27 protein-coding genes are annotated in these 24,078 nt (G+C 31.8%); 2 read left to right on the plus strand and 25 right to left on the minus strand.

Going from position 1 to position 24,078, the window contains the following annotated elements; genetic code table 11:
* Positions 1-11: 11 nt before the first annotated feature.
* The 19 genes from era to lepA form a co-directional block, all read right to left on the minus strand.
* The gene (era, locus tag ACJTHF_RS03510; RefSeq protein ID WP_078355850.1) at positions 12-911 is read right to left on the minus strand and encodes a GTPase Era; all 900 of its coding nucleotides are present in this window, start codon (positions 909-911) and stop codon (positions 12-14) included.
* A complete protein-coding gene (cdd, locus tag ACJTHF_RS03515) occupies positions 912-1,316 on the minus strand; it encodes a cytidine deaminase (RefSeq protein ID WP_025904197.1) in 405 nt (134 codons plus the stop codon). It lies immediately after the preceding gene.
* A gap of 19 nt (positions 1,317-1,335) precedes the next feature.
* On the minus strand, positions 1,336-1,683 hold the full coding sequence (locus tag ACJTHF_RS03520; protein WP_058592289.1) for a diacylglycerol kinase family protein: 348 nt from the start codon (positions 1,681-1,683) through the stop codon (positions 1,336-1,338).
* Positions 1,676-2,137, minus strand: coding sequence for an rRNA maturation RNase YbeY (gene ybeY, locus ACJTHF_RS03525; RefSeq protein ID WP_078355851.1), 462 nt, complete (start codon positions 2,135-2,137; stop codon positions 1,676-1,678). The genes ACJTHF_RS03520 and ybeY overlap by 8 nt, the downstream gene beginning before the upstream one ends.
* A 1-nt stretch (position 2,138) precedes the next feature.
* Positions 2,139-3,086, minus strand: coding sequence for a PhoH family protein (locus ACJTHF_RS03530; protein ID WP_058592288.1), 948 nt, complete (start codon positions 3,084-3,086; stop codon positions 2,139-2,141).
* A gap of 35 nt (positions 3,087-3,121) precedes the next feature.
* A complete protein-coding gene (locus tag ACJTHF_RS03535) occupies positions 3,122-3,619 on the minus strand; it encodes a PH domain-containing protein (protein WP_058592287.1) in 498 nt (165 codons plus the stop codon).
* 239 nt (positions 3,620-3,858) lie between these two features.
* Positions 3,859-4,563: a hypothetical protein gene (locus ACJTHF_RS03540; RefSeq protein WP_058592286.1), complete on the minus strand. Its 705-nt coding sequence runs from the start codon at positions 4,561-4,563 to the stop codon at positions 3,859-3,861.
* Between the two features lie 15 nt (positions 4,564-4,578).
* Entirely contained in the window at positions 4,579-5,574 is a 996-nt protein-coding gene (gene floA, locus ACJTHF_RS03545; RefSeq protein ID WP_025904203.1) for a flotillin-like protein FloA, read from the minus strand.
* 23 nt (positions 5,575-5,597) lie between these two features.
* Positions 5,598-6,314, minus strand: coding sequence for an NfeD family protein (locus ACJTHF_RS03550; RefSeq protein WP_171992074.1), 717 nt, complete (start codon positions 6,312-6,314; stop codon positions 5,598-5,600).
* A gap of 211 nt (positions 6,315-6,525) precedes the next feature.
* Positions 6,526-6,702 carry a 30S ribosomal protein S21 gene (rpsU, locus tag ACJTHF_RS03555; protein ID WP_016998564.1) on the minus strand — a complete coding sequence of 59 codons (177 nt, stop codon included), beginning with the start codon at positions 6,700-6,702 and terminating at the stop codon, positions 6,526-6,528.
* 124 nt (positions 6,703-6,826) lie between these two features.
* On the minus strand, positions 6,827-8,173 hold the full coding sequence (mtaB, locus tag ACJTHF_RS03560; protein WP_058592285.1) for a tRNA (N(6)-L-threonylcarbamoyladenosine(37)-C(2))-methylthiotransferase MtaB: 1,347 nt from the start codon (positions 8,171-8,173) through the stop codon (positions 6,827-6,829).
* 6 nt (positions 8,174-8,179) lie between these two features.
* Positions 8,180-8,929, minus strand: a complete 750-nt coding sequence (locus tag ACJTHF_RS03565; protein ID WP_078355854.1) for a 16S rRNA (uracil(1498)-N(3))-methyltransferase — start codon at positions 8,927-8,929, stop codon at positions 8,180-8,182.
* Positions 8,930-8,937: 8 nt separating this feature from the next.
* Positions 8,938-9,870, minus strand: a complete 933-nt coding sequence (gene prmA, locus ACJTHF_RS03570) for a 50S ribosomal protein L11 methyltransferase (RefSeq protein WP_078355855.1) — start codon at positions 9,868-9,870, stop codon at positions 8,938-8,940.
* A 3-nt stretch (positions 9,871-9,873) separates the two neighbouring features.
* Positions 9,874-11,007, minus strand: coding sequence for a molecular chaperone DnaJ (dnaJ, locus tag ACJTHF_RS03575; RefSeq protein WP_048539687.1), 1,134 nt, complete (start codon positions 11,005-11,007; stop codon positions 9,874-9,876).
* Between the two features lie 94 nt (positions 11,008-11,101).
* The gene (gene dnaK / locus ACJTHF_RS03580; RefSeq protein ID WP_103360660.1) at positions 11,102-12,928 is read right to left on the minus strand and encodes a molecular chaperone DnaK; all 1,827 of its coding nucleotides are present in this window, start codon (positions 12,926-12,928) and stop codon (positions 11,102-11,104) included.
* Positions 12,929-12,972: 44 nt separating this feature from the next.
* Positions 12,973-13,560, minus strand: coding sequence for a nucleotide exchange factor GrpE (gene grpE / locus ACJTHF_RS03585; protein WP_078355856.1), 588 nt, complete (start codon positions 13,558-13,560; stop codon positions 12,973-12,975).
* 27 nt (positions 13,561-13,587) lie between these two features.
* Positions 13,588-14,562 (minus strand): heat-inducible transcriptional repressor HrcA, encoded by a 975-nt coding sequence (gene hrcA / locus ACJTHF_RS03590; protein ID WP_058592282.1) that lies wholly within the window; start codon positions 14,560-14,562, stop codon positions 13,588-13,590.
* 116 nt (positions 14,563-14,678) lie between these two features.
* Positions 14,679-15,797: a radical SAM family heme chaperone HemW gene (hemW, locus tag ACJTHF_RS03595; RefSeq protein ID WP_232157131.1), complete on the minus strand. Its 1,119-nt coding sequence runs from the start codon at positions 15,795-15,797 to the stop codon at positions 14,679-14,681.
* 54 nt (positions 15,798-15,851) lie between these two features.
* Positions 15,852-17,675 carry a translation elongation factor 4 gene (gene lepA, locus ACJTHF_RS03600; protein ID WP_058592280.1) on the minus strand — a complete coding sequence of 608 codons (1,824 nt, stop codon included), beginning with the start codon at positions 17,673-17,675 and terminating at the stop codon, positions 15,852-15,854.
* Between the two features lie 234 nt (positions 17,676-17,909).
* Here lepA and rpsT point away from each other — a divergent pair, with 234 nt between their 5' ends.
* Positions 17,910-18,161 (plus strand): 30S ribosomal protein S20, encoded by a 252-nt coding sequence (gene rpsT, locus ACJTHF_RS03605; RefSeq protein WP_058592279.1) that lies wholly within the window; start codon positions 17,910-17,912, stop codon positions 18,159-18,161.
* 73 nt (positions 18,162-18,234) lie between these two features.
* Here rpsT and holA read toward each other — a convergent pair whose 3' ends face one another.
* On the minus strand, positions 18,235-19,209 hold the full coding sequence (gene holA / locus ACJTHF_RS03610; protein ID WP_078355857.1) for a DNA polymerase III subunit delta: 975 nt from the start codon (positions 19,207-19,209) through the stop codon (positions 18,235-18,237).
* Positions 19,210-19,300: 91 nt separating this feature from the next.
* Between holA and ACJTHF_RS03615 the strand changes: the two genes are divergently transcribed.
* A complete protein-coding gene (locus ACJTHF_RS03615; protein WP_075577996.1) occupies positions 19,301-19,438 on the plus strand; it encodes a YqzM family protein in 138 nt (45 codons plus the stop codon).
* Between the two features lie 35 nt (positions 19,439-19,473).
* Here ACJTHF_RS03615 and ACJTHF_RS03620 read toward each other — a convergent pair whose 3' ends face one another.
* The 5 genes from ACJTHF_RS03620 to rsfS all read right to left on the minus strand — a co-directional run bounded on the left by ACJTHF_RS03620 (position 19,474) and on the right by rsfS (position 24,077).
* Complete coding sequence (locus tag ACJTHF_RS03620; protein ID WP_252571966.1) at positions 19,474-21,654, minus strand: DNA internalization-related competence protein ComEC/Rec2; 2,181 nt, start codon at positions 21,652-21,654, stop codon at positions 19,474-19,476.
* 147 nt (positions 21,655-21,801) lie between these two features.
* Entirely contained in the window at positions 21,802-22,257 is a 456-nt protein-coding gene (locus ACJTHF_RS03625) for a ComE operon protein 2 (RefSeq protein ID WP_037588364.1), read from the minus strand.
* Between the two features lie 60 nt (positions 22,258-22,317).
* Complete coding sequence (locus ACJTHF_RS03630; protein ID WP_232157128.1) at positions 22,318-22,965, minus strand: helix-hairpin-helix domain-containing protein; 648 nt, start codon at positions 22,963-22,965, stop codon at positions 22,318-22,320.
* A 42-nt stretch (positions 22,966-23,007) separates the two neighbouring features.
* Complete coding sequence (locus ACJTHF_RS03635) at positions 23,008-23,724, minus strand: class I SAM-dependent DNA methyltransferase (protein WP_078355859.1); 717 nt, start codon at positions 23,722-23,724, stop codon at positions 23,008-23,010.
* Positions 23,724-24,077, minus strand: a complete 354-nt coding sequence (gene rsfS, locus ACJTHF_RS03640; RefSeq protein WP_048539678.1) for a ribosome silencing factor — start codon at positions 24,075-24,077, stop codon at positions 23,724-23,726. The genes ACJTHF_RS03635 and rsfS overlap by 1 nt, the downstream gene beginning before the upstream one ends.
* Position 24,078 lies beyond the last annotated feature (1 nt).

Below are 24,078 nucleotides of genomic sequence, written 5' to 3' on the forward strand. Positions count from 1 at the left end.
CTCCATTCTACTTAATACTCGTCTTCTCTATAACCAATTTGTTTAATGAAATTAGGTTTATTACGCCAATCTTTTTGTACTTTAACCCATAAATCCAAGTATACTTTTGAGCCAAGTAGCATTTCAATATCTCTTCTTGCACGTTTACCTATTTCTTTAAGCATTTTACCGCCTTTACCAATGACAATACCTTTTTGAGAGTCTCTTTCAACATAAATTGTTGCTTCTACATGGACTTTCTCACCTTCTGCTTTTGTCATTTTATCGACGTTCACACCGATAGCATGTGGTATTTCTTGATTCGTAAGGTGTAATGCTTTTTCTCTTATCAACTCAGCTACAACAAATTGTTCTGGATGATCAGAAATTTGATCTTTAGGATAATACATTGGACCTTCTTCGAGATACTTTTTAAATTGTTCTAGTAGTGTTTCAATATTTAATCCTTCTAATGCTGAAATTGGAATAATTTCTGCAAAATCCATTGTTTTTTGATACTTTTCAATTTCAACTAATAGTTGATCAGGGTGAATTAAATCTATTTTATTTAATACTAAAAATACTGGTGTTTTCGTTTGTTTCAACAAGTCGATAATGTATTCATCGCCTTTACCGATACTTTCATCAACATTAACCATAAACATGATTAAATCTACTTCTTTCAAAGTATTTTTAGCGATTTTCATCATGTAGTCACCTAAAGCATGTTTAGGTTTATGAATACCTGGTGTATCAATAAATATCATTTGAGCATCATCAGTTGTTAATACACCCTGTACTTTATTTCGAGTCGTTTGTGCTTTATCAGACATTATCGCTACTTTATGACCAATAACTTTATTCATAAAAGTAGATTTACCTACATTAGGTCTACCTATAATAGATATAAACCCTGATTTAAATTCATTCATTTATTCTAGATCCTTTCCTGAGAAACCTAAAGGTAATAATTCATTAACTGTAGTTTCAATTCTTTCATTTGTTTGATGTGTTAAAAATACTGGCATGTCATCATCACATAACTCTTTTAACACCTGTCTGCATGTTCCACATGGAGATGATGGTTTATCAGCATCTACTGTAACTGTAATACATTTGAAGTCTCCCGGTCTATACCCATCTGACATTGCTGCAACGAGTGCAGACCTCTCAGCACAAATTGTTGATGGGTAAGCTGCATTTTCAATGTTAGCACCATAATAAGCTTTACCATCTTTCGTAACTAAATATGCACCTACGTTAAATTTAGAATATGGAGTATATGCTCTCTTTTGTGCTTCTCTTGCACCTTCATACCACTCTTGTTTGAATTCCATACCATTTCCCCCTATATGTTTATATTATTTTTGGTAATAATATCACTATCCCGATTATTGCAGCTATTATTGATGTTAATAAAACGGCTAAAGCGGCAGTATCTTTAGCATGTTTAGCAAGTAAGTTATATTCATCCGTAAACATATCTACTACATACTCTATAGAAGTATTGAGAACCTCTACAATGAGTACACTAAATATTGCAAATAAAATCCACAACCATTCAAATGTATTGAGATTTAATATTAAACTAACAATCAATACAAGTACAGCGAATATAAGATGTAATAAAAAGTTTTTATCTTTTTTGAGAATGGTCACTAAACCTGCTAAAGGAAATTTAAAGCGATTTACAAATTTATTCACGTGTTAATCCAAATTCATTTAATATTTCATCTTGTCGAGAAAACATTTCTTTTTCATCTTCTTCAGTCATATGATCATAACCTAGTAAATGTAAAAATCCATGTAATGCTAAAAATCCTAATTCTCTACTCAAACTATGATTATAAGACTCAGCTTGCTCTTTAGCAACTTCAAGACAGATGATAATATCACCTAATACTCTAGGCATATCTAAGCCTTCTATTTCAGGCTCATCTTCTTCTAATGAAAATGAAATAACATCTGTTACTTTATCTTTATCGCGATAATCACGATTAATAGCTTGAATCTCTTCTTCATCGACAAATGAAATTGAAAGTTCTGCTTCTTCAGTAATATTTTCCTTTTTAGCAGCAAAAGTGAGCAATGATTCAATTTGATTTTTTGTATCTTCATCAATTACTTGTTGCTCATCAATAAAATCCATTATTAGCATATTATTTCTCCTCTTCGTATGCGTTTATTATTTTACCTACTAATGGGTGTCTCACAACGTCTGTTTGTTCTAAGTAAGTCATTGCTACCCCTTTTACACCACTTAATCGTTGATCAGCTTCAATTAATCCACTTTTAACACCTTTAGGTAAATCGATTTGTGTACGGTCACCTGTTACTACCATTTTTGAACCGAAACCTAATCTTGTTAAGAACATCTTCATCTGTGGGTGTGTCGTATTTTGTGCTTCATCAAGGATTACAAACGCATCATCTAATGTTCGACCTCTCATATAAGCAAGTGGTGCGATTTCAATCGTACCTCTTTCAATTAAGCGTGATGTTTGCTCAGTTCCTAACACTGTATGAAGCCCATCATATAAAGGTCTTAAATAAGGGTCTACTTTTTCTTTTAAATCACCTGGTAAGAAACCTAATGATTCACCCGCTTCTACTGCAGGACGCGTTAATACGATACGTTTTACTTGTCCTAGACGCAATGCTCTTGCAGCCATTACAACTGCTAAGAAAGTCTTCCCTGTACCTGCTGGACCTATGCCGAATACTAAGTCATTGTTCTTTATATTATTGATATATACTCTTTGACCCATTGTTTTAGCTCTTATTATTTTACCATTACTATCTTTAGTGATTTCTTCATCATATAAATTAATCAGTTGATCGATTGTTCCTTTATCAGCCATTTTAACCGCTGCTTGTACATCATTAATAGTTATACTCGCACCACTCTCGATTACTTTTAGTAAGTTCAATAATACTTTTTCAGCTTTTTCAACATTTTCTATACGTTTACCACGGACAGCAATTTCTTGTCCACGTGTTAAAATATCCACCTCGAGTTCATTTTCAATATACTTTATATGCTCATCTCCATTACCCAATAGAGCTTGAGCTTGATCCATATTCTCGATTTGAATTAATGTAGGCATTAAATATCTCCTTTATAAGTTGAATTGTTGACACTTTAAATGTACCAAACCTTATTGTAACGTGCAATCTTATGCACTTTATTTTGTATATTATTTAGTTTTTCACGCGCAATAATGAGATTTCTAACTTTTTCATATTCATGTAATCTATTACTATTATTTAATTTAATTTTAGGATTAATGCGTATTAATGTAATTATAAACTCACGTTCTTCAATTGGACTCACTTTTTCGACCAATTCACCTTTTGAAACAATTTCTAACATACTGTTGCCTTCTATAGATTTAGTCATATTAATTTGATCGATATCATAGATATTGTAACGATTTTTGAATAATCCTCTTCTTATGGATAAAAAATGCTCTTTTATTGTGTATCTCTCAAAAAGAATGTTTAAAATTATAAGAAAAACGAGAATAAAAGTAATGACTATTAAATACTTATTACTAATAAAAAGCGGTATCAAAGCAATGAATAATAATAAAATCGAAATGATAATAGATAATATACTCTGCTTTTTCTTAAATACCATTTTTATCACACCCTCTTGAATCCTACCTTTATTGTAAGTCTAAATAGTATTTTTGTGAATATAAAAAGGGAGCGGAACAGAAATCTAATTTGTATAAAAAGATTTCGTAGTTCCGCCCCAGCAAGGATGACTAGTGTTGAAAAAAGTTTGGTACAAGCGAATTTTCAATTCAGTCATCTACTGCCAAGATACTAAAACAAGCTGAGACATTACATTATGTCCCAGCCTGTTTATATTCGTTATTTTAATTCATTCGGTCTTTTTAAAATTTCTGACCAAATGATACCATTTACGACTTGGTTTTCATCAACATTGATTGCTTCATCGTTAAACTTATGTTTACTGTTTAAATAGAGTTGTTTAACCATAGCTCTTCTCGTTCTTTCTGAAAGTTCTGTGTTGTTGATAATTTGCTCTGCTTCCTTTTCAACATCATCTATACTTTCACGCTGTACATTCATTAAAGACTTTTTCTCTTCTTGGCTGTATGCCAATAACTGTTTGATTGCTTCTTGTTGTTTTTTAGGTCTATTTTTATGAATTTGTTCTTTTCTCTGATTGATATAAGCATTCTCATGCTCACTTGAAATTTGCTCCGGTTGTTGTTCTACTTTATGAGTTTGAACAACAGGTTTTTCAACATCTATATTATATTGTTTAAGATGATTTGCAAGTTGATCAGCTAAGTTTTTATAATGGCCAGACATTCGTTCAGTTGAACTTGTTTCTGCTTTCTGTTTATAAGATTCATACTTATTAACTAAGTCTTGTAATTCTTGCTCAGCAGATTTCTTCTTTTCTTCAGCTTGTCTATTTACTGGATTCGATCTTTGTCTTGTTTGAGGTTGCTTATTTTTCTTTTTATTTTTAGAAGCGCCTTCGATTATACCGCTCACGACACTAAAAATCACCCAAATAACAAAGATGATAATGCCTATTTCCATTTTAAATCACCTCTCTTATTGGTTCGGTGAATTAGAATCTTGTGGCTTCGTACTCTTATTGATTGCTTCTCTCATGCCAGTGTCAGCTTCTATATTTTTTAAATTATAGTAGTCTTTAACACCTAAATTGCCTGATTTAAGTGCTTCTGCCATTGCAAGTGGTACTTCTGCTTCTGATTCAACAACTTTAGAACGCATTTCTTGTACTCTTGCTTTCATTTCTTGCTCAGTAGCAACGGCCATAGCACGACGTTCTTCGGCTTTAGCTTGTGCAATATTTTTATCAGCAAGTGCTTGTTCAGTTTGTAAGTCTGCACCAATGTTTTTACCGATATCTACATCAGCAATGTCGATTGATAGGATTTCAAATGCTGTACCTGAATCTAAACCTTTACTTAATACTGTTTGTGAAATACTATCTGGATTCTCAAGTACTTTAGTGTGATGTTGACTTGAACCAATAGTTGATACAATACCTTCACCAACACGTGCGATGATTGTGTCTTCACCAGCACCACCGACTAATCGATCAATGTTTGCTCTAACTGTAATTCTAGCTTTCGCTTTTACTTCGATACCATTCATCGCAACACCTGAGATAAATGGTGTTTCAATTACTTTAGGGTTAACGGACATTTGAACTGCTTCTAAAACGTCACGACCAGCTAAATCAATCGCTGCCCCTCTTTCAAATACTAAGTTGATTTCTGCTCTTTGAGCCGCAATAATTGCATCAACTACTCTATCAACATTACCTCCTGCAAGATAATGAGATTCTAACTGGTTCGTTGTTAATGCTAAACCAGCTTTATGAGCTTTAATTAATGGGTTAATAACACGTCTAGGTGATACACGTCTTAAACGCATACCAACTAAAGTACCAATACCTACTTTTACGCCTGCTGCAATAGCTGAAATCCATAATCCTACTGGTACAAATGAGAATAAAATCATAAGTAGTACGATTAATATGACAGCAATAATTACAAAAGCAATTAAACCTGATAACATATGCATTTCTCTCCTTGTCTAAATTAAATTTCTCTTACGACAACTCTTGTACCTTCAACCTGTACAATTTTGACTTGCTTATCCTTCTGAATAAAACTACCATCTGAAACAGCATCTATTCTTTCGTCATCAACAAGTATAATTCCTGAGGGTCTCAACGCTGTGTATGTTGTACATAGTTTGCCAATCAAATGACTTCTATCATCATGAGATGTATAGCCAGATTCTTTATTTGTAGAGTCTCTAAGAATGACTTTATCAAAGAATGGTATTTTACGATTAAATCCTTTCACTAATATCACCCACTCTATCGTTGTTAGAATTAATGCTACAGCAATAATCATACCCATAGTTAAGATATTTTCTCCAACTAATACAAAACTACCAATAATGGCAATAAAACCAAGGATACCTAGTACTGCTCCTATAACAAATAATTCAATTATTACTAATAATGCACCAATCCCAAAAAGTAAAACAGAAATCAAACTAATTTCATCAATTATAACGTAGCCAATGAAAAAGATAAGTGTACAAATAAAGCTTAAAATTCCCGCAAAATTAATACGTTCTGAATATAATTGATATAGTGCACCTAGAAAAATAATACAAGTCAGTATCAATGTGACTAATGGGGTCGTAATAAACTCACCAATAGACGACATGCTTTGACTTGAAACAATACCTAAATTCAAGTTGTTCTGAAAATAAGCAAATATGTATTCATACCTTGATGTCAATAATCTCACCCCTCATATTTATTATACAATAAAATAGGCGTGAACTAAAACGTATATACATAATATTCTAAATTTATAAACTTAAATGTTTTTCAAATAAATAAAAGAACACATAAACGATATCGTTTATGTGTTCTTTATGACGTTCAACGTTAAATATTGTTCATTATAATTAATTAATATTCATTGAGGGAGTTCAATAAAAAATTAATTATTTAAATTTACGTTTACGTGCTGCTTCTGATTTCTTCTTACGCTTAACGCTTGGTTTTTCATAGAACTCACGTTTACGCACTTCTTGAATCGTACCGCTTTTTGAAACTGTACGTTTGAAGCGACGTAATGCATCTTCGATTGATTCGTTTTTACGAACTACTGTTTTAGACATCTGTATTTCCCTCCCTCCAAATATCAACAAAGCTTTATATGTCATTTACATAGTATATATTACTATGTACTTAAACATTATAAAATAAGTCATTTTTTAAGTCAATAATCATTTGTTATGAATATTAATATGCAACTAATCTTTCGTCTTTATTTGTTGCATGATCTACAACTTTTACAAGTTTACCTTTATTAATAGGATAACCTGGTGTAACAACTTTCACTTTCACTAACTCTCCAATTAATGATTCATCGCCTTCAAATTCAATCTTCATGTAATTATCTGCATATCCAACAAGTTCACCATCTGTAGAACCTTTTTCTTCAGGAATCACTTCTAATACAGTTTGATCAAATTTAGAAGCATAATCTTTAGCTAATTGATTTGATAATTCAATTAAACGATGTACGCGTTCATTTTTTACTTCTTCATCAATTTGATCTGTCATTCTAGCTGCTGGTGTTCCTGTTCTCATAGAATAAGGGAACACGTGTAATTCAGAAAATTGATGTTTAACAATGAAGTCATATGTTTCTTGGAATTCCTCTTCAGTTTCACCAGGGAATCCAACAATTACGTCACTTGTAACTGCTAAACCTGGTAAAGCTTTATGCAATTTTTGTAATCTTTCTGAGAAGTGTGCCATCGTATATTTTCTTCTCATGCGTTTCAATACAGTATCAGAACCTGATTGTAATGGTATATGAAGATGTCTTACAACTTTAGTTGATTTATCAATAACATCAATAACTTCATCTGTAAGCTGGCTTGCTTCTATAGATGAAATACGAATTCTTTCAAGATTTTCAACTTGTTCTAAATCTCTTAATAATTGCGCCAAGTTATAATCTTTTAAATCTTCACCATATCCACCTGTATGAATACCTGTTAAAACAATTTCTTTATATCCTGAATTTACAAGTGTCGTTGCTTGGCTTACAACTTGTTCAGGATCTCTTGATCTCATTAACCCTCTTGCCCAAGGAATGATACAGAAAGTACAGAAATTATTACAGCCTTCTTGAATTTTTAATGATGCACGTGTTCTGTCAGTAAAGTATGGTACTTCTAATTCTTCATACTTTCTATTTTTCATAATATTACCTACACCATTAATAGGTTGTCTACTTTGTTTATAGTCCTCAATATAAGAAATAAGTTTATGTCTATCTTGAGTACCTACAACAATATCAACGCCCGGAATTGCCATAATTTCTGCAGGAGATGTTTGAGCGTAACAACCCGTTACACAAACAACTGCATCTGGATTTTTACGTATTGCTCTTCTAATCACTTGTCTACTCTTCTTGTCACCTGTATTTGTTACTGTACAAGTATTAATGATAAAGACGTCAGCGTTCGTTTCAAAATCTACTCTTTCGTAATCATTTTCCTTAAATAATTGCCAAATTGCTTCAGTTTCATAATGGTTTACTTTACAACCTAACGTATGGAACGCTACTGTAGCCAATTTTATTCACCTCATTAATTCTAATTGATAGCTTAAAGCAGCTAAAGCATACAATGGAGCGGTTTCAGCTCTTAATATTCTAGGTCCTAAACTCACCTTAATAGCATCATCATACAGATTAACTTCATTTTCAGTTAATCCACCTTCTGGTCCAAATATCATTAAAACCTTTTGTCCATGTTTAAGGTTAGAACCAATTTGATGAAATTTGCTTGTTCCCCCACTTTTAGCTTCTTCTTCATAAGCTATTATTACATAATCATATTCATTCATATTATCATAAATTGATTTAAAATTCGACTTATACTTTATACTTGGTATTGTAAGTCTCATACTTTGTTCACTAGCTTCTTTAACAATTTTTTGCCATCTATCTAATTTTTTAGATATTTTTTTCTCGTCTAATTTAACAATAGATCTTTCGGATTGGACAGCAATAAAATGATGCGCACCCATTTCAGTTGCTTTTTGAAGCAACCATTCATATTTATCGCCTTTAATAAGCCCACTTGCAATCGTTATATCAACAGGTAGTTCCGTTTGCCTTGTAATGTCTTCTACCGTTTCTAACTCAATGCTATCGTCATGAAAAGCAATGATTTTTGAAATTAACGACTTTTGATCTTCAAAAGTTAATATAATTTCTTGATCGACACTTTTGCGCATCACATTTTTAATATGATGTATATCATCCGTATTATGTATAAAAAAACGCTGATTTAACTCAGCGTTTTCTCGTAAGAAATATCTTTGCATCATTTCTCCTACTTTCTAGCTCGTATTGAAACCCAACCATCTTCACGTAGTACTTTTTCGATAGTATAACCAGTATTTTGTAGTTTTTCAATTATTTCATCGGATTTTTCTTCAATAATGCCTGAAGTAATAAAGTAGCCATTATTATTCAATCTTTCATAACTATCTTCTATCATTAAATCAATAATATGCGCTAATATATTTGCAATAATCACGTCATATTGTTCTGTTTCTTCAGTAAGCAAATTGCCAGTATCTGCGATGATATCTTTCTCACAATCATTGATTTCAAAGTTTTCTTTAGCAACTTTAATTGCTAAATCATCTAAATCCACCGCTTTAATGTCGTTTACTCCTAGTAAATGACAAGCTATGCTAAGAATACCCGAACCTGTACCAACATCAATTATCTTATGCTGAGGTTTTACAACCTCTTCTATATGTCTTAAACACATACTTGTTGTTGGGTGGTCACCTGTACCAAAAGCCATACCTGGATCTAGTTTGATGCAAAGATCACCTTCATTATTTTGATATCCTTCTTGTTCCCAACTCGGAACAATCGCAAATCTTTCAGAAGCTTTAAACGGATGGAAATAATTTTTCCATTCATTTTCCCAATCTGATTCTTTAATAATCGTCTTCTCAAACGATAAAATTTCTGACTGGATGCCATTTACATTTGCAATAGTTTCTTGAATGTCTTGTTCTAATTGATCCGTAAATACTAATTCATTAAAATAACATTTGACCCTAATATCCTGATCAGGATAATCTGCGGGATTTAATTCATAAATCTCACCGTATACGTCTGTATGTTCTTTCTTTAATTCTGCTGAATCTTCAATTACGACACCATTTGCACCTAATTCATTTAACAATGCTGTAACTTCTGGTTCTGCTTCGCTATTTATCATGATAGAATACTCAATCCAATTCACAGGCTATTCTCCTTTAAAAAACTTTTTGGCTCTGTCTTTAAAGCTTGATGGTTGTTCTGTAATTGTTTCTCCACCTATTTCTGCAAACTCACGTAATAGTTCCTCTTGTCTTTCAGTCATTTTATCTGGTGTTACAACTTTTACAGTTACAAAGTAATCACCTTTACCGTAACCATGAACGTTTTGAACACCTTTTTCTCTCAATCTAAATTGTTTACCAGTTTGCGTACCTGCTGGAACTGTTAATGATACATTACCAGTTAATGTAGGAACAGTAATTTCATCACCAAGTGCAGCTTGAGGGAATGATAGATTTAAATCATAGAAGATATTGTCTCCATCACGTCTAAATTTACTGTGTGGTTTCACTCTGAACACAACATATAAATCGCCTGCAGGTCCACCATTTATACCTGGACCACCTTTACCAGCTAAGCGAATTTGTTGGTCGTTATCTACACCTTCAGGTACTTTCACTTTGATTGTAACTTTTTTGTTTTGAGTTCCTTTACCATGACAATCTGAACATTTTTCTTCAAATACTTGTCCAGAACCTTCACATTCAGGACAAACTTTTTGTGTTTGCATTCTACCTAGAATTGTATTTTGTTCAACTGTTACATGACCTTGTCCGTTACAGTACGTACAAGTTTTTTTATTAGTGCCAGGTTTAGCACCATTACCATGACAAGTTTCACATTCCACATCTTTACGAACTGTAATATCTTTTTCAGTACCAAATACAGCTTCTTCAAATGTTAATGTCATGCTATATTGTAAGTCATCACCTTGTCTTGGAGCGTTAGGATCTCTTCTAGCGCCACCGCCACCAAAGAATGATCCGAATATATCTTCAAAGCCACCGAATCCAGAGAAGTCTTGTCCTCCAAATCCTTGTGATCCACCGAAACCTTGTTGCGGACCACTATGACCGAATCTGTCGTATTGCGCACGTTTGTTTTCATCGCTTAGCACTTCATATGCTTCTGAAATTTCTTTAAACTTTGCGTCAGCACCTTCTTCTTGATTGATATCAGGATGGTACTTTTTTGATAATTTACGATAAGCTTTTTTTATTTCATCTTTAGAAGCATCTTTGGATACGCCAAGCACTTCATAATAGTCTCTTTTTGCCAATGTAATCTCTCCTTTACACACTGATTTATAATACGTATATGAATTAAAAAAGTCAAAGCCAATCACATTGACTTTGACTTTTTAATGATTAGTATTATTTTTTATCGTCTTCGTTGACTTCTGTATATTCAGCATCAACTACGTCATCATCGTTTGAAGTAGATTGGCCTTCAGCACCTTGTTGTGCTTGTGCAGCTTGTTCATACATTTTAACAGATAATTGTTGTACGATTTCTTGAAGTGCATCTTTTTTAGTTCTGATATCTTCTATATCAGTACCTTCAAGTGCTTTTTTCAATTCTTCTTTAGCTTCTTCAGCTTTAGCTTTTTCGCTTTCATCAACGTTATCGCCAAGATCAGTCAAAGTTTTTTCAACAGTAAATACCATTTGGTCTGCTTCATTTCTTAAATCGATTTCTTCACGACGTTTTTTGTCTGCTTCAGCATTTTTCTCTGCATCTTGAACCATACGATCGATTTCTTCATCTGATAATGATGAGCTTGATTCAATCGTAATTTTTTGTTCTTTGTTTGTACCAAGATCTTTAGCTGTTACATTAACGATACCATTTTTATCGATATCAAACGATACTTCGATTTGTGGCACACCACGTGGAGCTGGTGGAATATCCGTTAACTGGAATCGACCAAGCGTTTTGTTATCTGCTGCTAATTGACGTTCACCTTGTAATACGTGAATATCAACTGCTGGTTGGTTATCAGCTGCAGTAGAGAATACTTGAGATTTAGATGTAGGGATTGTTGTATTTCTTTCGATTAATACTGTAGATACGCCACCCATAGTTTCGATACCTAATGATAATGGTGTAACGTCAAGTAATACTACGTCTTTAACATCACCAGTGATTACGCCACCTTGAATTGCAGCACCCATAGCTACTACTTCATCAGGGTTAACACCTTTGTTAGGTTCTTTACCGATTTCTTTTTTGATTGCTTCTTGAACAGCTGGGATACGAGTTGACCCACCAACTAAGATAACTTCATCGATATCAGAATTAGATAATCCTGCATCTTTCATAGCTTGGCGAGTTGGACCCATTGTTCTCTCTACTAAATCGCTTGTTAATGATTCAAATTTAGCTCTTGAAAGTGTTGTTTCTAAGTGTAATGGACCATTTGCGCCACCAGAGATGAATGGTAATGAAATTTGAGTTGAAGATACGCCTGATAAGTCTTTTTTAGCTTTTTCAGCAGCATCTTTAAGACGTTGTAATGCCATTTTATCTTGTGATAAATCTATGCCATTTTCTTTTTTGAATTCTTCAACTAAATATTTAATGATAACGTCATCGAAATCGTCACCACCAAGTTTATTGTCACCTGCAGTTGCTAATACTTCGAATACACCGTCACCTAATTCAAGGATAGATACATCGAAAGTACCACCACCAAGGTCAAATACTAATACTTTTTGATCAGTTTCAGTTTTATCTAAACCGTAAGCTAATGCTGCTGCAGTTGGTTCGTTAATAATACGTTCTACTTCTAAACCAGCGATTCTACCAGCATCTTTAGTTGCTTGACGTTCTGAGTCATTGAAATAAGCTGGAACTGTAATAACAGCTTTTGTTACTTTTTCACCTAAATAACTTTCAGCAGTTGATTTTAAGTTTTGTAAAATCATAGCTGAGATTTCTTGTGGTGTATATTCTTTATCTTCAACTTTTTCTTTATAATCAGTACCCATATGACGTTTAACTGATTGAATTGTATTTGGGTTAGTTACTGCTTGACGTTTAGCAACTTCACCAACTTGTGTTTCTCCATCTTTAAATGCAACAACTGATGGTGTTGTTCTGTTACCTTCTGGATTTTGGATTACTTTAGGTTCTCCACCTTCTAATACTGAAACTACTGAATTTGTTGTACCTAAGTCTATACCTATTACTTTACTCATAAGAATTATTCCTCCAATTTATTATTAATTAATCATCGAGTTCATTATTCGTTTACTTTAACCATTGCTGGTCTTAAAACACGATCTTTCAATTTATATCCTCTTTGTAACTCTTCAGTTACAACACCTGATTCAAAGTCAGGATTATTATCTTGCATAACTGCTTGATGTACATTTGGATCGAATGGTTGATTGTATGATTCGATTTCTTCTAAACCATTATCTTTTAATGATTTAAGTAAATCGTTATAAACCATGTCTACACCTTTTTTGAAAGTTAAGAAGTCTTCAGACTCACCTTCTTGTTTAAGTGCACGATCCATATTATCTAGCGCAGGTAATACATCTGTAAGTACATGTTGTGCTTGATAATCTTTAATAATACTTGCTTCTTGTTTCATTCTACGTTTATAGTTTTCAAACTCAGCATATAAACGTAAGTATTTTTCTTCTTCTTCATTTGCTTTTTGTTTAAGTTGTTCGAGTTCAGCTTCCGGAATTTCGACTACTTTATCTTGCTCAACCTCTTCAACATTCTCTTCAGTTTCATTTGCTTCTACTTCTTCAGTAGCGACAGATTGAGTTTGATCGTTTGTTTCATCGAATTGTTCATTTTGCTTTTCTTCCGTCATTTCATGCCCTCCATTTTCTTTCCTTATTTAAAAATGATTCAAAAGTTGAATCACTTTGTTATAATGCATTGCAGTTGGACCAATAACGGCTAAATGACCAGTTATATCACCAGAAATTTCATAATTGGTACTAATAATTGAAATACCGTGTAAATCTTTATTAATTTCCTGTCCAATTTTGACACTTATCGAATCATTTGATGTTTCATTTAAAAATTGAGCGATACGTTCAGATTCAAGATACTTTAAAATCGATTGAATCATGGATACATTCGTTACATCTAACGCATCAATTAGGTGCATCTTACCACCTAGAAACATTTCTTCATTATGATCATTAATTTGCGTTAATAACGCTTGTTTAAAATTATTAATAAATTCATGATCAATGAATGACAACGATAATGATTCTAACGTTTTTATCATTGTAGTTAAAGTATTTTGCTTAAAATACTGGTTTAAGTAGTTCATAAATTTCTCAATCTGTAATTGATTTAAAGATTCATGAATTTGAATATGAACTTTCTCTACATAACCATCAGTAAATACAATGACGCCCATGAGATGAGTTGGGCTGACTCTCACAAAATGAATTTCAAATATAAATCTTGAAAATTTATTAGGTCCGAGTACTACAGTTGTATAATGTGATCGATTTGAAATTTCTAATGCTAACCATTTAAGCATTGCGTTTACATCATATTGATTTTTATCTTGAAAATGTTCAAACCAATTTAAGCTTTTCTTGCTTTGAGATTTATACTCAAGTAATTGATTAACATAATACTTAATTCCTTGTTCAGAAGGAATACGACCTGATGACGTATGCGTCTTCTCAAGAAGGTTCAAATCTTCTAATTGTTTCATTTCATTTCTAACTGTCGCTGGACTAATCGGCAATTGATGCCTTTCAATAATCGACTTAGAACCAATTGGTTGTCCTAACTCAACATAATCCTCAACAATTACATTCAAAATTTGTAATTGCCTCTCAGTAATCATGTCATCACCTCGATTAGCACTCTATCTTCCTAAGTGCTAATTATAATTTATCAAATTGGTCAAAGAAAGTCAACGTTAAAGCATTCAATTTTTATATCTTTTTTAAATACATATTTTTAGCTTAATAAAAACTTCTCAAACACTTCATTTCCGATTATTTGTCCGCGATTACTTAAGCGTAAATAGTCTTTCTCATCCAGTAGTAACTCTTGTTCGATGAGTTCTTTCACATGTTGACCAAATACATCTTCTATTGATTGGTCAAATTTATTCTGGAATTTAGTTTTTGACACACCTTTTGTCATTCTTAATCCAAGAAACATTTCTTCTTCCATTTGTTCTTTCAATGAAACTTCTGTACTTTGCAATACTGGCATTTTACCATTCATTAACTTCTTAATATATTGATTAACCGGATTAATATTTCCATAGCGCACACCATTAATATAGCCATGTGCACCTGCACCGAAACCATAATATTCTTCATTTTTCCAATATACTTTATTATGAAGAGATTCATGTCCTTCTTTCGAGAAGTTAGAGATTTCATATTGATTAAGGATAGAGCCTGCTAATTTCTTTTTCAAATGTTGATACATTTCTTCACCTAAATCTTCATTAGGTAATTTTAAACGCCCTTTTCTATATAAATTGTAGAATTGCGTCTTTGGTTCAAGTATAAGTGCATAACTTGAAATATGATCTACATCAAGTGATAGTGCTTTATTGAGTGAATCATCAAATTGTTCTATTGTTTGACCAGGTAAGTGAAACATAAGATCTAAACTTACAGAAGGGATTTTATGTTTTCTAGATAAAGTAACTGCTTTTTCAATATCGTCACTATGATGAGTTCTTCCTAATACTTTTAACAATTCATCATCAAATGTTTGAACACCTAATGATAATCTATTCACACCATATTGTTTGAGTAATTTTATTTTTGTTTCTGTTAATTCATCTGGATTAGCTTCAAAAGTATATTCTTTTGTAATCACAAATAAATCGTTAATCGCTTGAAGTAATCTTTCAAGTTGTGCTTCAGATAATGCTGTTGGTGTACCTCCACCTACAAATACTGTCTCAACTTCTTTATCTTTTCTCGTTGACATCTCTTTTATCAAACAATCTAAGTACTCATCTACCGGCTGATTAGCAATATAGAACTTATTAAAATCACAATAAGTACAAATTCTCACACAGAAAGGTATATGAATATATACACTTTTTGCCATATAAACGCTCCTTTAAAAATAGAAACAGCTACATATTATGCAGCTGTTTCAAAATTATTCTTCATCCATTTTAAGCACGGCTAAGAATGCATCTTGTGGAATTTCCACATTACCTACTGATTTCATCTTAGCTTTACCTGCTTTTTGTTTTTCAAGTAACTTACGTTTACGGCTAATATCTCCACCGTAACATTTTGCTAAAACATTTTTACCCATAGATTTAATGTTTGTTCGAGCTACTATTTTATTACCAATTGCTGCTTGAACTGGTACTTCAAATTGTTGTCTAGGGATTAATGTTTTTAATTTATCTACTATTGCTTTACCTCTATCGTATGCAAACTCTTTATGGACGATAAAGCTTAATGCATCCACTTTATCTCCATTTAATAAAATATCCATTTTTACAAGTTTACTTTCTTGATACCCGATTAATTCATAATCAAATGATGCATAACCTTTCGTATTCGATTTCAACTGATCAAAGAAATCAAATACGACTTCAGATAATGGAATTTCATAAATAATATTTACACGAATATCATCTAAATAATCCATCGTCTTAAAGTTACCACGTTTTTTCTGACAGAGTTCCATTACAGCACCAACATAATCATTCGGAACCATCATTGTTGCTTTAACATATGGTTCATAAATTCTGTTGATTTTTTGTGGGTCTGGAAATTGTGACGGGTTATCAATTTGTAATTTTTCGCCATCTGTTAATTCACATTCATAAATAACTGATGGTGCAGTCGCAATAAGTTCAATATTAAATTCTCTTTCAATTCTTTCTTGAATAATTTCCATGTGTAGTAAACCTAAGAAGCCTGTTCTGAAACCAAAGCCTAATGCTTGAGAAGTTTCAGCTTCAAATTCTAAAGATGCATCATTAAGTTGAAGCTTTTCAAGCGCTTCTCTCAAATCGTTATATTTACTATTATCAATTGGATATAATCCACAGAATACCATTGGATTCATCTTTTTATACCCTTTTAAAGGTTTCTCAGCAGGTCTGTCAGCTAAAGTGATTGTATCACCGACATTGGAATCTCCAACATTTTTAATTGAAGCTACAATGTATCCTACATCTCCGACAGATAACGTATCAACTGGAAGTTGTTTCGGTGTATTAATACCAACTTCAGTAACTTCAAATGTCTTACCTGTAGACATCATTTGAATTTTGTCTCCAGCTTTAACTGAACCTTCAACAACACGTATAGAAGAAATTACACCTCTATAAGCATCAAAAGAAGAATCAAAAATAAGCGCTTGTAGTGGGTTGTCTGGATCACCTTCTGGAGGTGGTACCATTTCTACAATTTTCTCTAATATGTCTTCAATTCCAATATTAGATTTAGCACTTGCGAGTACTGCATCACTTGCATCTAAACCAATAACGTCTTCAATTTCTTGTTTAACACGCTCAGGTTCAGCTGCGGGTAAATCAATTTTATTTACGACAGGTATTAATTCTAAGTCATTATCTAATGCTAAATAAACGTTCGCTAACGTTTGTGCTTCGATACCTTGTGCAGCATCTACAACTAAAATCGCACCTTCACATGCTGCAAGTGATCTTGAAACTTCATATGTAAAATCGACATGCCCCGGTGTATCAATTAAGTGTAAGATATATGTTTCCCCATCTTTAGCAGTATAATTTAATCGAACAGCATTAAGCTTTATTGTTATACCACGTTCTCTTTCAAGATCCATAGAATCTAATAATTGTTCTTTCATATCACGTGATTCTACACTTTTAGTATTTTCCAAAATTCTATCAGCTAACGTAGATTTACCATGGTCAATATGAGCAATGATAGAAAAGTTTCTAATTTTATTTTGGCGCTCTAGGCGTTTAGTTCTGTCCATTTGAACTCCAACTTTCTCGTTAATTTTACATGTATTAAATGTAAGTCGCATCTTTGATATGATACCGTCTTTATGAAATAAATGCAAACGTATTATCAAACTATCAATAAAGTGTTATGCTTTATAAGGAATGTGTAAATAATCATTGCACTTATGCCCTACATTTGATAAAATATTTTTTGTTGCAATCAAAAATTCTTTGATCACGGACAACATTTTTAGGAGGTGACTCTCATGCCAAACATTAAATCTGCTATTAAACGTGTTTCTGTTACAGAAAAGAAAGACGCTGCAAACATTTCACAAAAAAATGATATGCGTTCAGCTGTTAAAGCTGCTAAAACTGCAATCGAAAACAATGCTGAAAACAAAGCTGAATTAGTTTCATTAGCTGTTAAGAAAGTTGATAAAGCTTCTAAAAACAATCTAATTCATTCAAATAAAGCTGATAGAATTAAATCAAGCTTAATGTCAAAAGCTAACTAATTATGTAAGAGCGTGACACAGAACATTCTGTGTCACGCCCTTTTTTTGTGGAATGAAATTTCAAACTCAAGCTTTATATTTTTAAAATGAAAAGTTCTAGTATGAGCACTTTATCCATATATGAAGATTTCAATTGGTAATCTGTATCGGCACAAATATCGATAGTTGCTAATAATCGATCAAGTGATAGCTTTCTCGTAATACGAAGTGCCAGTTTAACCCTATATGGGTGTACACCAATCGTTTTAGCAATTTGTTGTTCGCTATAATGTTTACCAGCAAGAATTTTACATTGATAATACAAGCGATAATTACTTGTGATTAACGCTAAAAGCTTAATCGGCTCTTCTTTCATATTGATTAAGTCTTTCAGTAAATTAATAGACTTTTCTTTTTGACCTTTTTGAATATATTCCGTTAACAAAAATACATTCTGTTCTAGAGAACGACTCACAATTTCTTTAACGTCTTGTTTATTAATAACCGCTTCATCGCCAATAAATAACACTAATTTATCTAATTCTGCTTTAATAATGTTAAATTGAATACCTGTTAGTTCTAAAAATTCTATTAAAGCATCCTCTTTAATATCTTTATATTGATCATGCAAATAAGATTTAATCCACTGTTTAATTTCTTGTTCGGTCATTTGGTCAATTTTATTAAGTCTTGCATTCTTCTTAACTGTTTTAACGAGTTTCTTTCTTTCATCCAATTTCTCATTAAACACATCAAATACGACTAACGTTTCACCATCATACTGTTCAATAAATTGAATTAATTGATCGGTATTTTGATTGATTTGAGTACTAACTTTTTCTCCTGTAAAAATGTAAGCATTCTTAATATGTACGACTTTTTTGTCTGAGAGGAATGGTAAAGTTAATGATTCTTCTATCGCACTTGAAATAGGTGTTTCATATAAATCAAATTTAACATAATTAAAATCGTCTCTTTCTCCAGCTAAATATTGATTTATAATTTCGTCAGATTTTTTCTCGATAAGTGCATTTACTGCACCATAATTCAATACAATATTGTCTTCCAAAATAAGTCTCCCTCTCTTATAAAGTTCTAATTAAGTATAGCATTTTTAAGTTTAATATCATATAATGAAAGTAAGTATAGGAGGGAGTCATATGAACAGATTTGAAGGTGAAAATACTCAAGGGCGTAACAATGATGTTAAAGACTCTGGATTTGGATTTATAATTGGTTTCGTATTCTTAGCAGCAATTTATATTATTGCACAAGTATTCAGTCTACTACCAAACTAATATATCAAATCCATTTATATAAAGCTTACAAACGACTACTGTCGATTGTAAGCTTTTTTATTATGTTCTTGTAGTCCATTTGTCATAATCATATTGTCTTTATTGATTTCAAATTGTACCATTCCGTAATCTTGTGTATTGAACACTTTACAATCGCTTTGTTTAAGTTTATTTACAATGGCTTCTTTTGGTAGCCCATGCCTATTATGTCGACCAGAACTTATGACACAAAAATGTGGCTTTGCTTTTAATAAAAAGCTATCACTTGTACTTGTCAAACTACCATGGTGTGCTACTTTTAAAATATCATAATGCCCTTTAAGTTGACTCAAAATACTATTCTCTACTTTTTCTGTTGCATCACCTGTTGTTAATATCGTTCTGCCAAACATTGTGATTTCAGTAACGATTGATGTATCATTCTTATCTTCATAATTCAGACTATTTTGGTTGAAAAACTTATATGTCGATTCTCCAATCTTTAATTCACTCAAATTTGTGCTATCTACAATTTCTGTGTTTGTTTCTTTAACCTCTTCTAACAAATGTTTTAATTCACGATTGTCCCAAGTCTTCTTATTAATAATTAAATGTTTGATTGATACTTGTTTACTCAAAGTAGCTAATTCACCCATATGATCTGCATGTGGATGTGTGATGATTAAATAATCAATCTTTTGAAATCCCTTTTCTTTAAGTTCGGGCACGATTATTGAATCTGTATAATTTGATATCTTACTTCTAGTTTGCCATGGTTTCTTTTTCAATTTATCTTTACCACCAGTATCGATCATCACAATTTGATTTACATCATGGTGATAAGCAATCATTGCATCTCCTTGACCAATATCAAGAAATTTAAAAATAACCTCATTATGATTAAAATGGTATGTGATTGCAATGACTAACAATGTGAAAAGGAGTAATGATTTTATATATTTCTTTTTAAGAAATAACATTAAGACTAGCACTACAACAATGAGGACGATTAAATATATCCATTCGGATAGATTTCTTACGACTAACTCATTTATAGGGATGTGACTCATAACATCTATTAATTTAAAAGTTTGATTCATACAAATTTCTATTAACATCATAAATAAATTAGGAACTTTACCAAAAGTGGCAAATATCAACATGAATAACATCACAAGTGGAAAAATAATTAATTCAAAAAGTGGAATAAAAAGAAAGTTTGTGATAAACCCTAGCCATTGAAAAGCATTAAAGTGAATCAGTAATATGACAAATGAAGATAATTGAGATACGACATTAATCGTAATGATTTTGTGGATTGTATTGAAAGACTTTATAAGTGGTACACATAAAATGATAAACGTGGAGACGATATAGGATAATTGGAAACCAATATCGAAAATAATATGGGGATTATAAATTGTATAAACAATAAAAGTGATAGACAGTATTTGTAAAGCGTCTATTTTTATGACTTTATTCAAAATCATATAAACCATTACTACTCCTACTGCTCTAAGAACACTCGGACTTAAACCAGTTAAAACAGCATATATAGGTAATAAAATAAATATCATATTCTCGGCATGATGATATTTGATGTTCATCCTAAGTAATAATTTAAATAAAAATATATTTAACAAAGCGACATGCGATCCACTTACAGCATATAAATGATATATACCTATTTTTTTAAGTTGATCTATTCTTTCTTCATTTAAATAACTTGTATCACCTAACGTGAGCGCAATAATATCGTCAACACCATCTATATCAAGTTGTTTCATCTCATGAATTAAATTCGTTCGATATAGTTGAATACGTTCAATCATATTTAATGGTCGATTCGAACAAGTATTTAAAAATAAGTTTTCTATCTTAATAACACCTTTAATATCATGATTTTGCAAAAACTCAAAGTATTGAAATTTTAATGCGTTAGTATTAGGCAAAGTTGAATTAACAGAGTAAGTAATACGACAATTTTTTAAATAAGGCATTTGCTTCAAAAGTTTAAGCTTTTCTTTTTCATTTTTAATCGTATAAAATGCTTTAAACGTTTGATTATGGATTTGTCCTTCAGCTTGAAAGCCATCTCCATCAAGCGTTAACTTATCTCCAAACTGAATAACTTCAGTATAATTTTCATGATTTTTTGAAACGTTAAATGATTCGTAATATTGCAATGGATCATTCGGATAAATTAAGTAACCTATAATAAAAAATATAAAGCTCATCACCAAAATTTTTAATGATTGCCATTTAATATAGCAACTTATAACTAAGATAATGAGCATGAATATACTTACATAAGGATGTAAAAAGAAAATTAAACCGGACAATAAATAAAGTGCAAAATAAAACCACATCTTAAATATTAGTCCTTACTTCAAATATTTAATAATGTCTTCTGGATGGAAATTAATTTTTTCGTAGTGTACACCAGACTGTTCTAACAGTTGTATTGCATATGTATGATTATGATAATCGTCAGCATAATAAATTTGTTTAATACCAGCTTGTATAATTGATTTCGTACAGTTTAGACAAGGGAAATGTGTAACATAAATAGTTGCACCTTCAGAGGAAACACCTAACTTAGCACATTGTATAATCGCATTCATTTCAGCATGAATAGTTCTTATACAATGACCGTCCACTACAAGGCAGCCATTATCTATACAATGTTCTTCTCCTGAAACAGACCCATTATATCCACCAGCAATCACTCTATTATCTTTAACGATTGTTGCACCGACAGATAATCTTTCACATGTTGACCTTAATGATAATAGATGACTTTGAGCCATAAAGTATTCTTTCCATTCAATTCTATCCATTACACATCGACCTACCTTTCATTTATTCTTATTGTAAAATTTAACAAGTATAAATGCAATTCAATTTAAAATGATAAAATCTTTTAAACTTTCAACTGTTTTATCTCCGAATCCTTTTACCTTTTTTAAATCATCCACAGTTTTAAATTCTCCATTTGTTTCTCTATATTGAAGAATGGCATCTGCTTTACTCGGACCGATACCGGGTAACTTTTCAATTTCCGATTTATCTCCTGTATTAATATTGACTTCTACTTTATCATTTGTAGATTGGTTTGTATTAACACTAGGCACATGTTCGCCGTTTATTGGAACATATATATACATTTGATCTTTAAGTCTTTCTGATAAATTGATTTTAGACAAATCTGCATTATGCTTTGTTTGAGCTTTCTTTAATACATCATGCACGCGTTCCTTTGAAGACATTGTATATGTATTTGGAAAATTAACAGCTCCTTTCACATCTACTACTACGTTTCTATTAACATCTTTAGTAGATTTAGATTCATCTATTTTATCAAAATCCTTCTCTTCTGAAGACCTTAGTTTAACTTCATTTGATGTATCTTGTTGATGAATGATAGCTTCATTATCATCATTACCAGTGAAAAGGCTATTACAAATGAAAAATAATACAACAATCATGATGATAGCAAGTTGGTAATTTTCTATTAACCAATCCTTACTTTTATGAATATATTTCAAAAAAACACCTCCTACATAATTAAACGTAGGAAGTGTTCTAAATTACTTTCGTGCAACTATAAAATGTCTATCGCCATTTTCATTAAATTGATCAATATTGAAATCAGTAAATACACTTTCAACTTTAAATCCAGCAAAATCTAAAAGTTGTTTATAAAGATCGATTTCATATGTGATTTGATAATGTTCTTCATCGAATCGTTCATAAAGTCCATCTTCTCTTTCGATGAAAAATGACATTTGATGATATACACTGTTAGGTTCTTCACCAGCAATTGCTTGCCACGCTAAAGTTAATTGTTCTGTTTCATCAATATAGTTACGGTTATTAAATTGGTGATTCATCTTATATAGTGAGTGCACATCAAATATAAGTAATCCACCATCATTTAAAAATTGATTAACATAGTTAAATACTTGAAGAACTTCTTCAGGGTCTGTTATATAGTTCAAGCTGTCACAAAAGATGGTAATTACATTGTAACTTTGAGGTAAGTCCAAATCTCTCATATCTTGGCAATACCAATTAATATTAGGATTACGACTTTCAGCTACTTCTAACATCTCTTCACTTAAATCAAGACCACTTACGCGACCATATTCTAGTAATTGCTCTGTTAAGCGTCCTGTACCACAACCAATATCCAAAATATCGTTATCATTACCTGTAACATAATGACCAACAATCTGTTTCCATTTATCATATGGTTGATCTTCAGTTAGAAGGTCATAATAATGACTCATACGATTGTATGCCATTATTGTGCTACCTCATTTAGTGTAATAATTGGTGCGTCTTTATATAATCTTTCTAAGTCGTAGTAATCACGTTCTTCTCTATGGAATACGTGTACAACAACGTCACCTAAATCAATTAATACCCATCTAGCTTCATTAAAGCCTTCTAGTCTTTTCACTAATACTTCATTTATTTCAGCTTCATCTTTAACATTTCTTGCTATAGCTTGAACTTGTTTGTCACTATTACCATGACATACAACAAAATAATCAGCTATATCGCTAATACCTTTCATATCAATTGCAATAATATCTTCAGCACGTTTATCATCACATGCTAGTAACGTTTGTTTCATTAAATCATTTGAATTCATT

This window comes from Mammaliicoccus sp. RAM2, from assembly GCF_045897195.1.
GTDB classification, from domain to species: Bacteria; Bacillota; Bacilli; order Staphylococcales; family Staphylococcaceae; genus Mammaliicoccus; species Mammaliicoccus sciuri.

Excerpts from the sequence above, each read along its gene's own strand:
- era (WP_078355850.1), bottom strand. The coding sequence starts at position 911 with ATGAATGAATTTAAATCAGGGTTTATATCTATTATAGGTAGACCTAAT.
- cdd (WP_025904197.1), bottom strand. The coding sequence starts at position 1,316 with ATGGAATTCAAACAAGAGTGGTATGAAGGTGCAAGAGAAGCACAAAAG.
- ybeY (WP_078355851.1), bottom strand. The coding sequence starts at position 2,137 with ATGCTAATAATGGATTTTATTGATGAGCAACAAGTAATTGATGAAGAT.
- ACJTHF_RS03530 (WP_058592288.1), bottom strand. The coding sequence starts at position 3,086 with ATGCCTACATTAATTCAAATCGAGAATATGGATCAAGCTCAAGCTCTA.
- ACJTHF_RS03535 (WP_058592287.1), bottom strand. The coding sequence starts at position 3,619 with ATGGTATTTAAGAAAAAGCAGAGTATATTATCTATTATCATTTCGATT.
- ACJTHF_RS03540 (WP_058592286.1), bottom strand. The coding sequence starts at position 4,563 with ATGGAAATAGGCATTATCATCTTTGTTATTTGGGTGATTTTTAGTGTC.
- floA (WP_025904203.1), bottom strand. The coding sequence starts at position 5,574 with ATGTTATCAGGTTTAATTGCTTTTGTAATTATTGCTGTCATATTAATC.
- rpsU (WP_016998564.1), bottom strand. The coding sequence starts at position 6,702 with ATGTCTAAAACAGTAGTTCGTAAAAACGAATCAATCGAAGATGCATTA.
- ACJTHF_RS03565 (WP_078355854.1), bottom strand. The coding sequence starts at position 8,929 with ATGCAAAGATATTTCTTACGAGAAAACGCTGAGTTAAATCAGCGTTTT.
- dnaK (WP_103360660.1), bottom strand. The coding sequence starts at position 12,928 with ATGAGTAAAGTAATAGGTATAGACTTAGGTACAACAAATTCAGTAGTT.
- grpE (WP_078355856.1), bottom strand. The coding sequence starts at position 13,560 with ATGACGGAAGAAAAGCAAAATGAACAATTCGATGAAACAAACGATCAA.
- hrcA (WP_058592282.1), bottom strand. The coding sequence starts at position 14,562 with ATGATTACTGAGAGGCAATTACAAATTTTGAATGTAATTGTTGAGGAT.
- hemW (WP_232157131.1), bottom strand. The coding sequence starts at position 15,797 with ATGGCAAAAAGTGTATATATTCATATACCTTTCTGTGTGAGAATTTGT.
- lepA (WP_058592280.1), bottom strand. The coding sequence starts at position 17,675 with ATGGACAGAACTAAACGCCTAGAGCGCCAAAATAAAATTAGAAACTTT.
- rpsT (WP_058592279.1), top strand. The coding sequence starts at position 17,910 with ATGCCAAACATTAAATCTGCTATTAAACGTGTTTCTGTTACAGAAAAG.
- ACJTHF_RS03615 (WP_075577996.1), top strand. The coding sequence starts at position 19,301 with ATGAACAGATTTGAAGGTGAAAATACTCAAGGGCGTAACAATGATGTT.
- ACJTHF_RS03620 (WP_252571966.1), bottom strand. The coding sequence starts at position 21,654 with ATGAGCTTTATATTTTTTATTATAGGTTACTTAATTTATCCGAATGAT.
- ACJTHF_RS03625 (WP_037588364.1), bottom strand. The coding sequence starts at position 22,257 with ATGGATAGAATTGAATGGAAAGAATACTTTATGGCTCAAAGTCATCTA.
- ACJTHF_RS03635 (WP_078355859.1), bottom strand. The coding sequence starts at position 23,724 with ATGGCATACAATCGTATGAGTCATTATTATGACCTTCTAACTGAAGAT.
- rsfS (WP_048539678.1), bottom strand. The coding sequence starts at position 24,077 with ATGAATTCAAATGATTTAATGAAACAAACGTTACTAGCATGTGATGAT.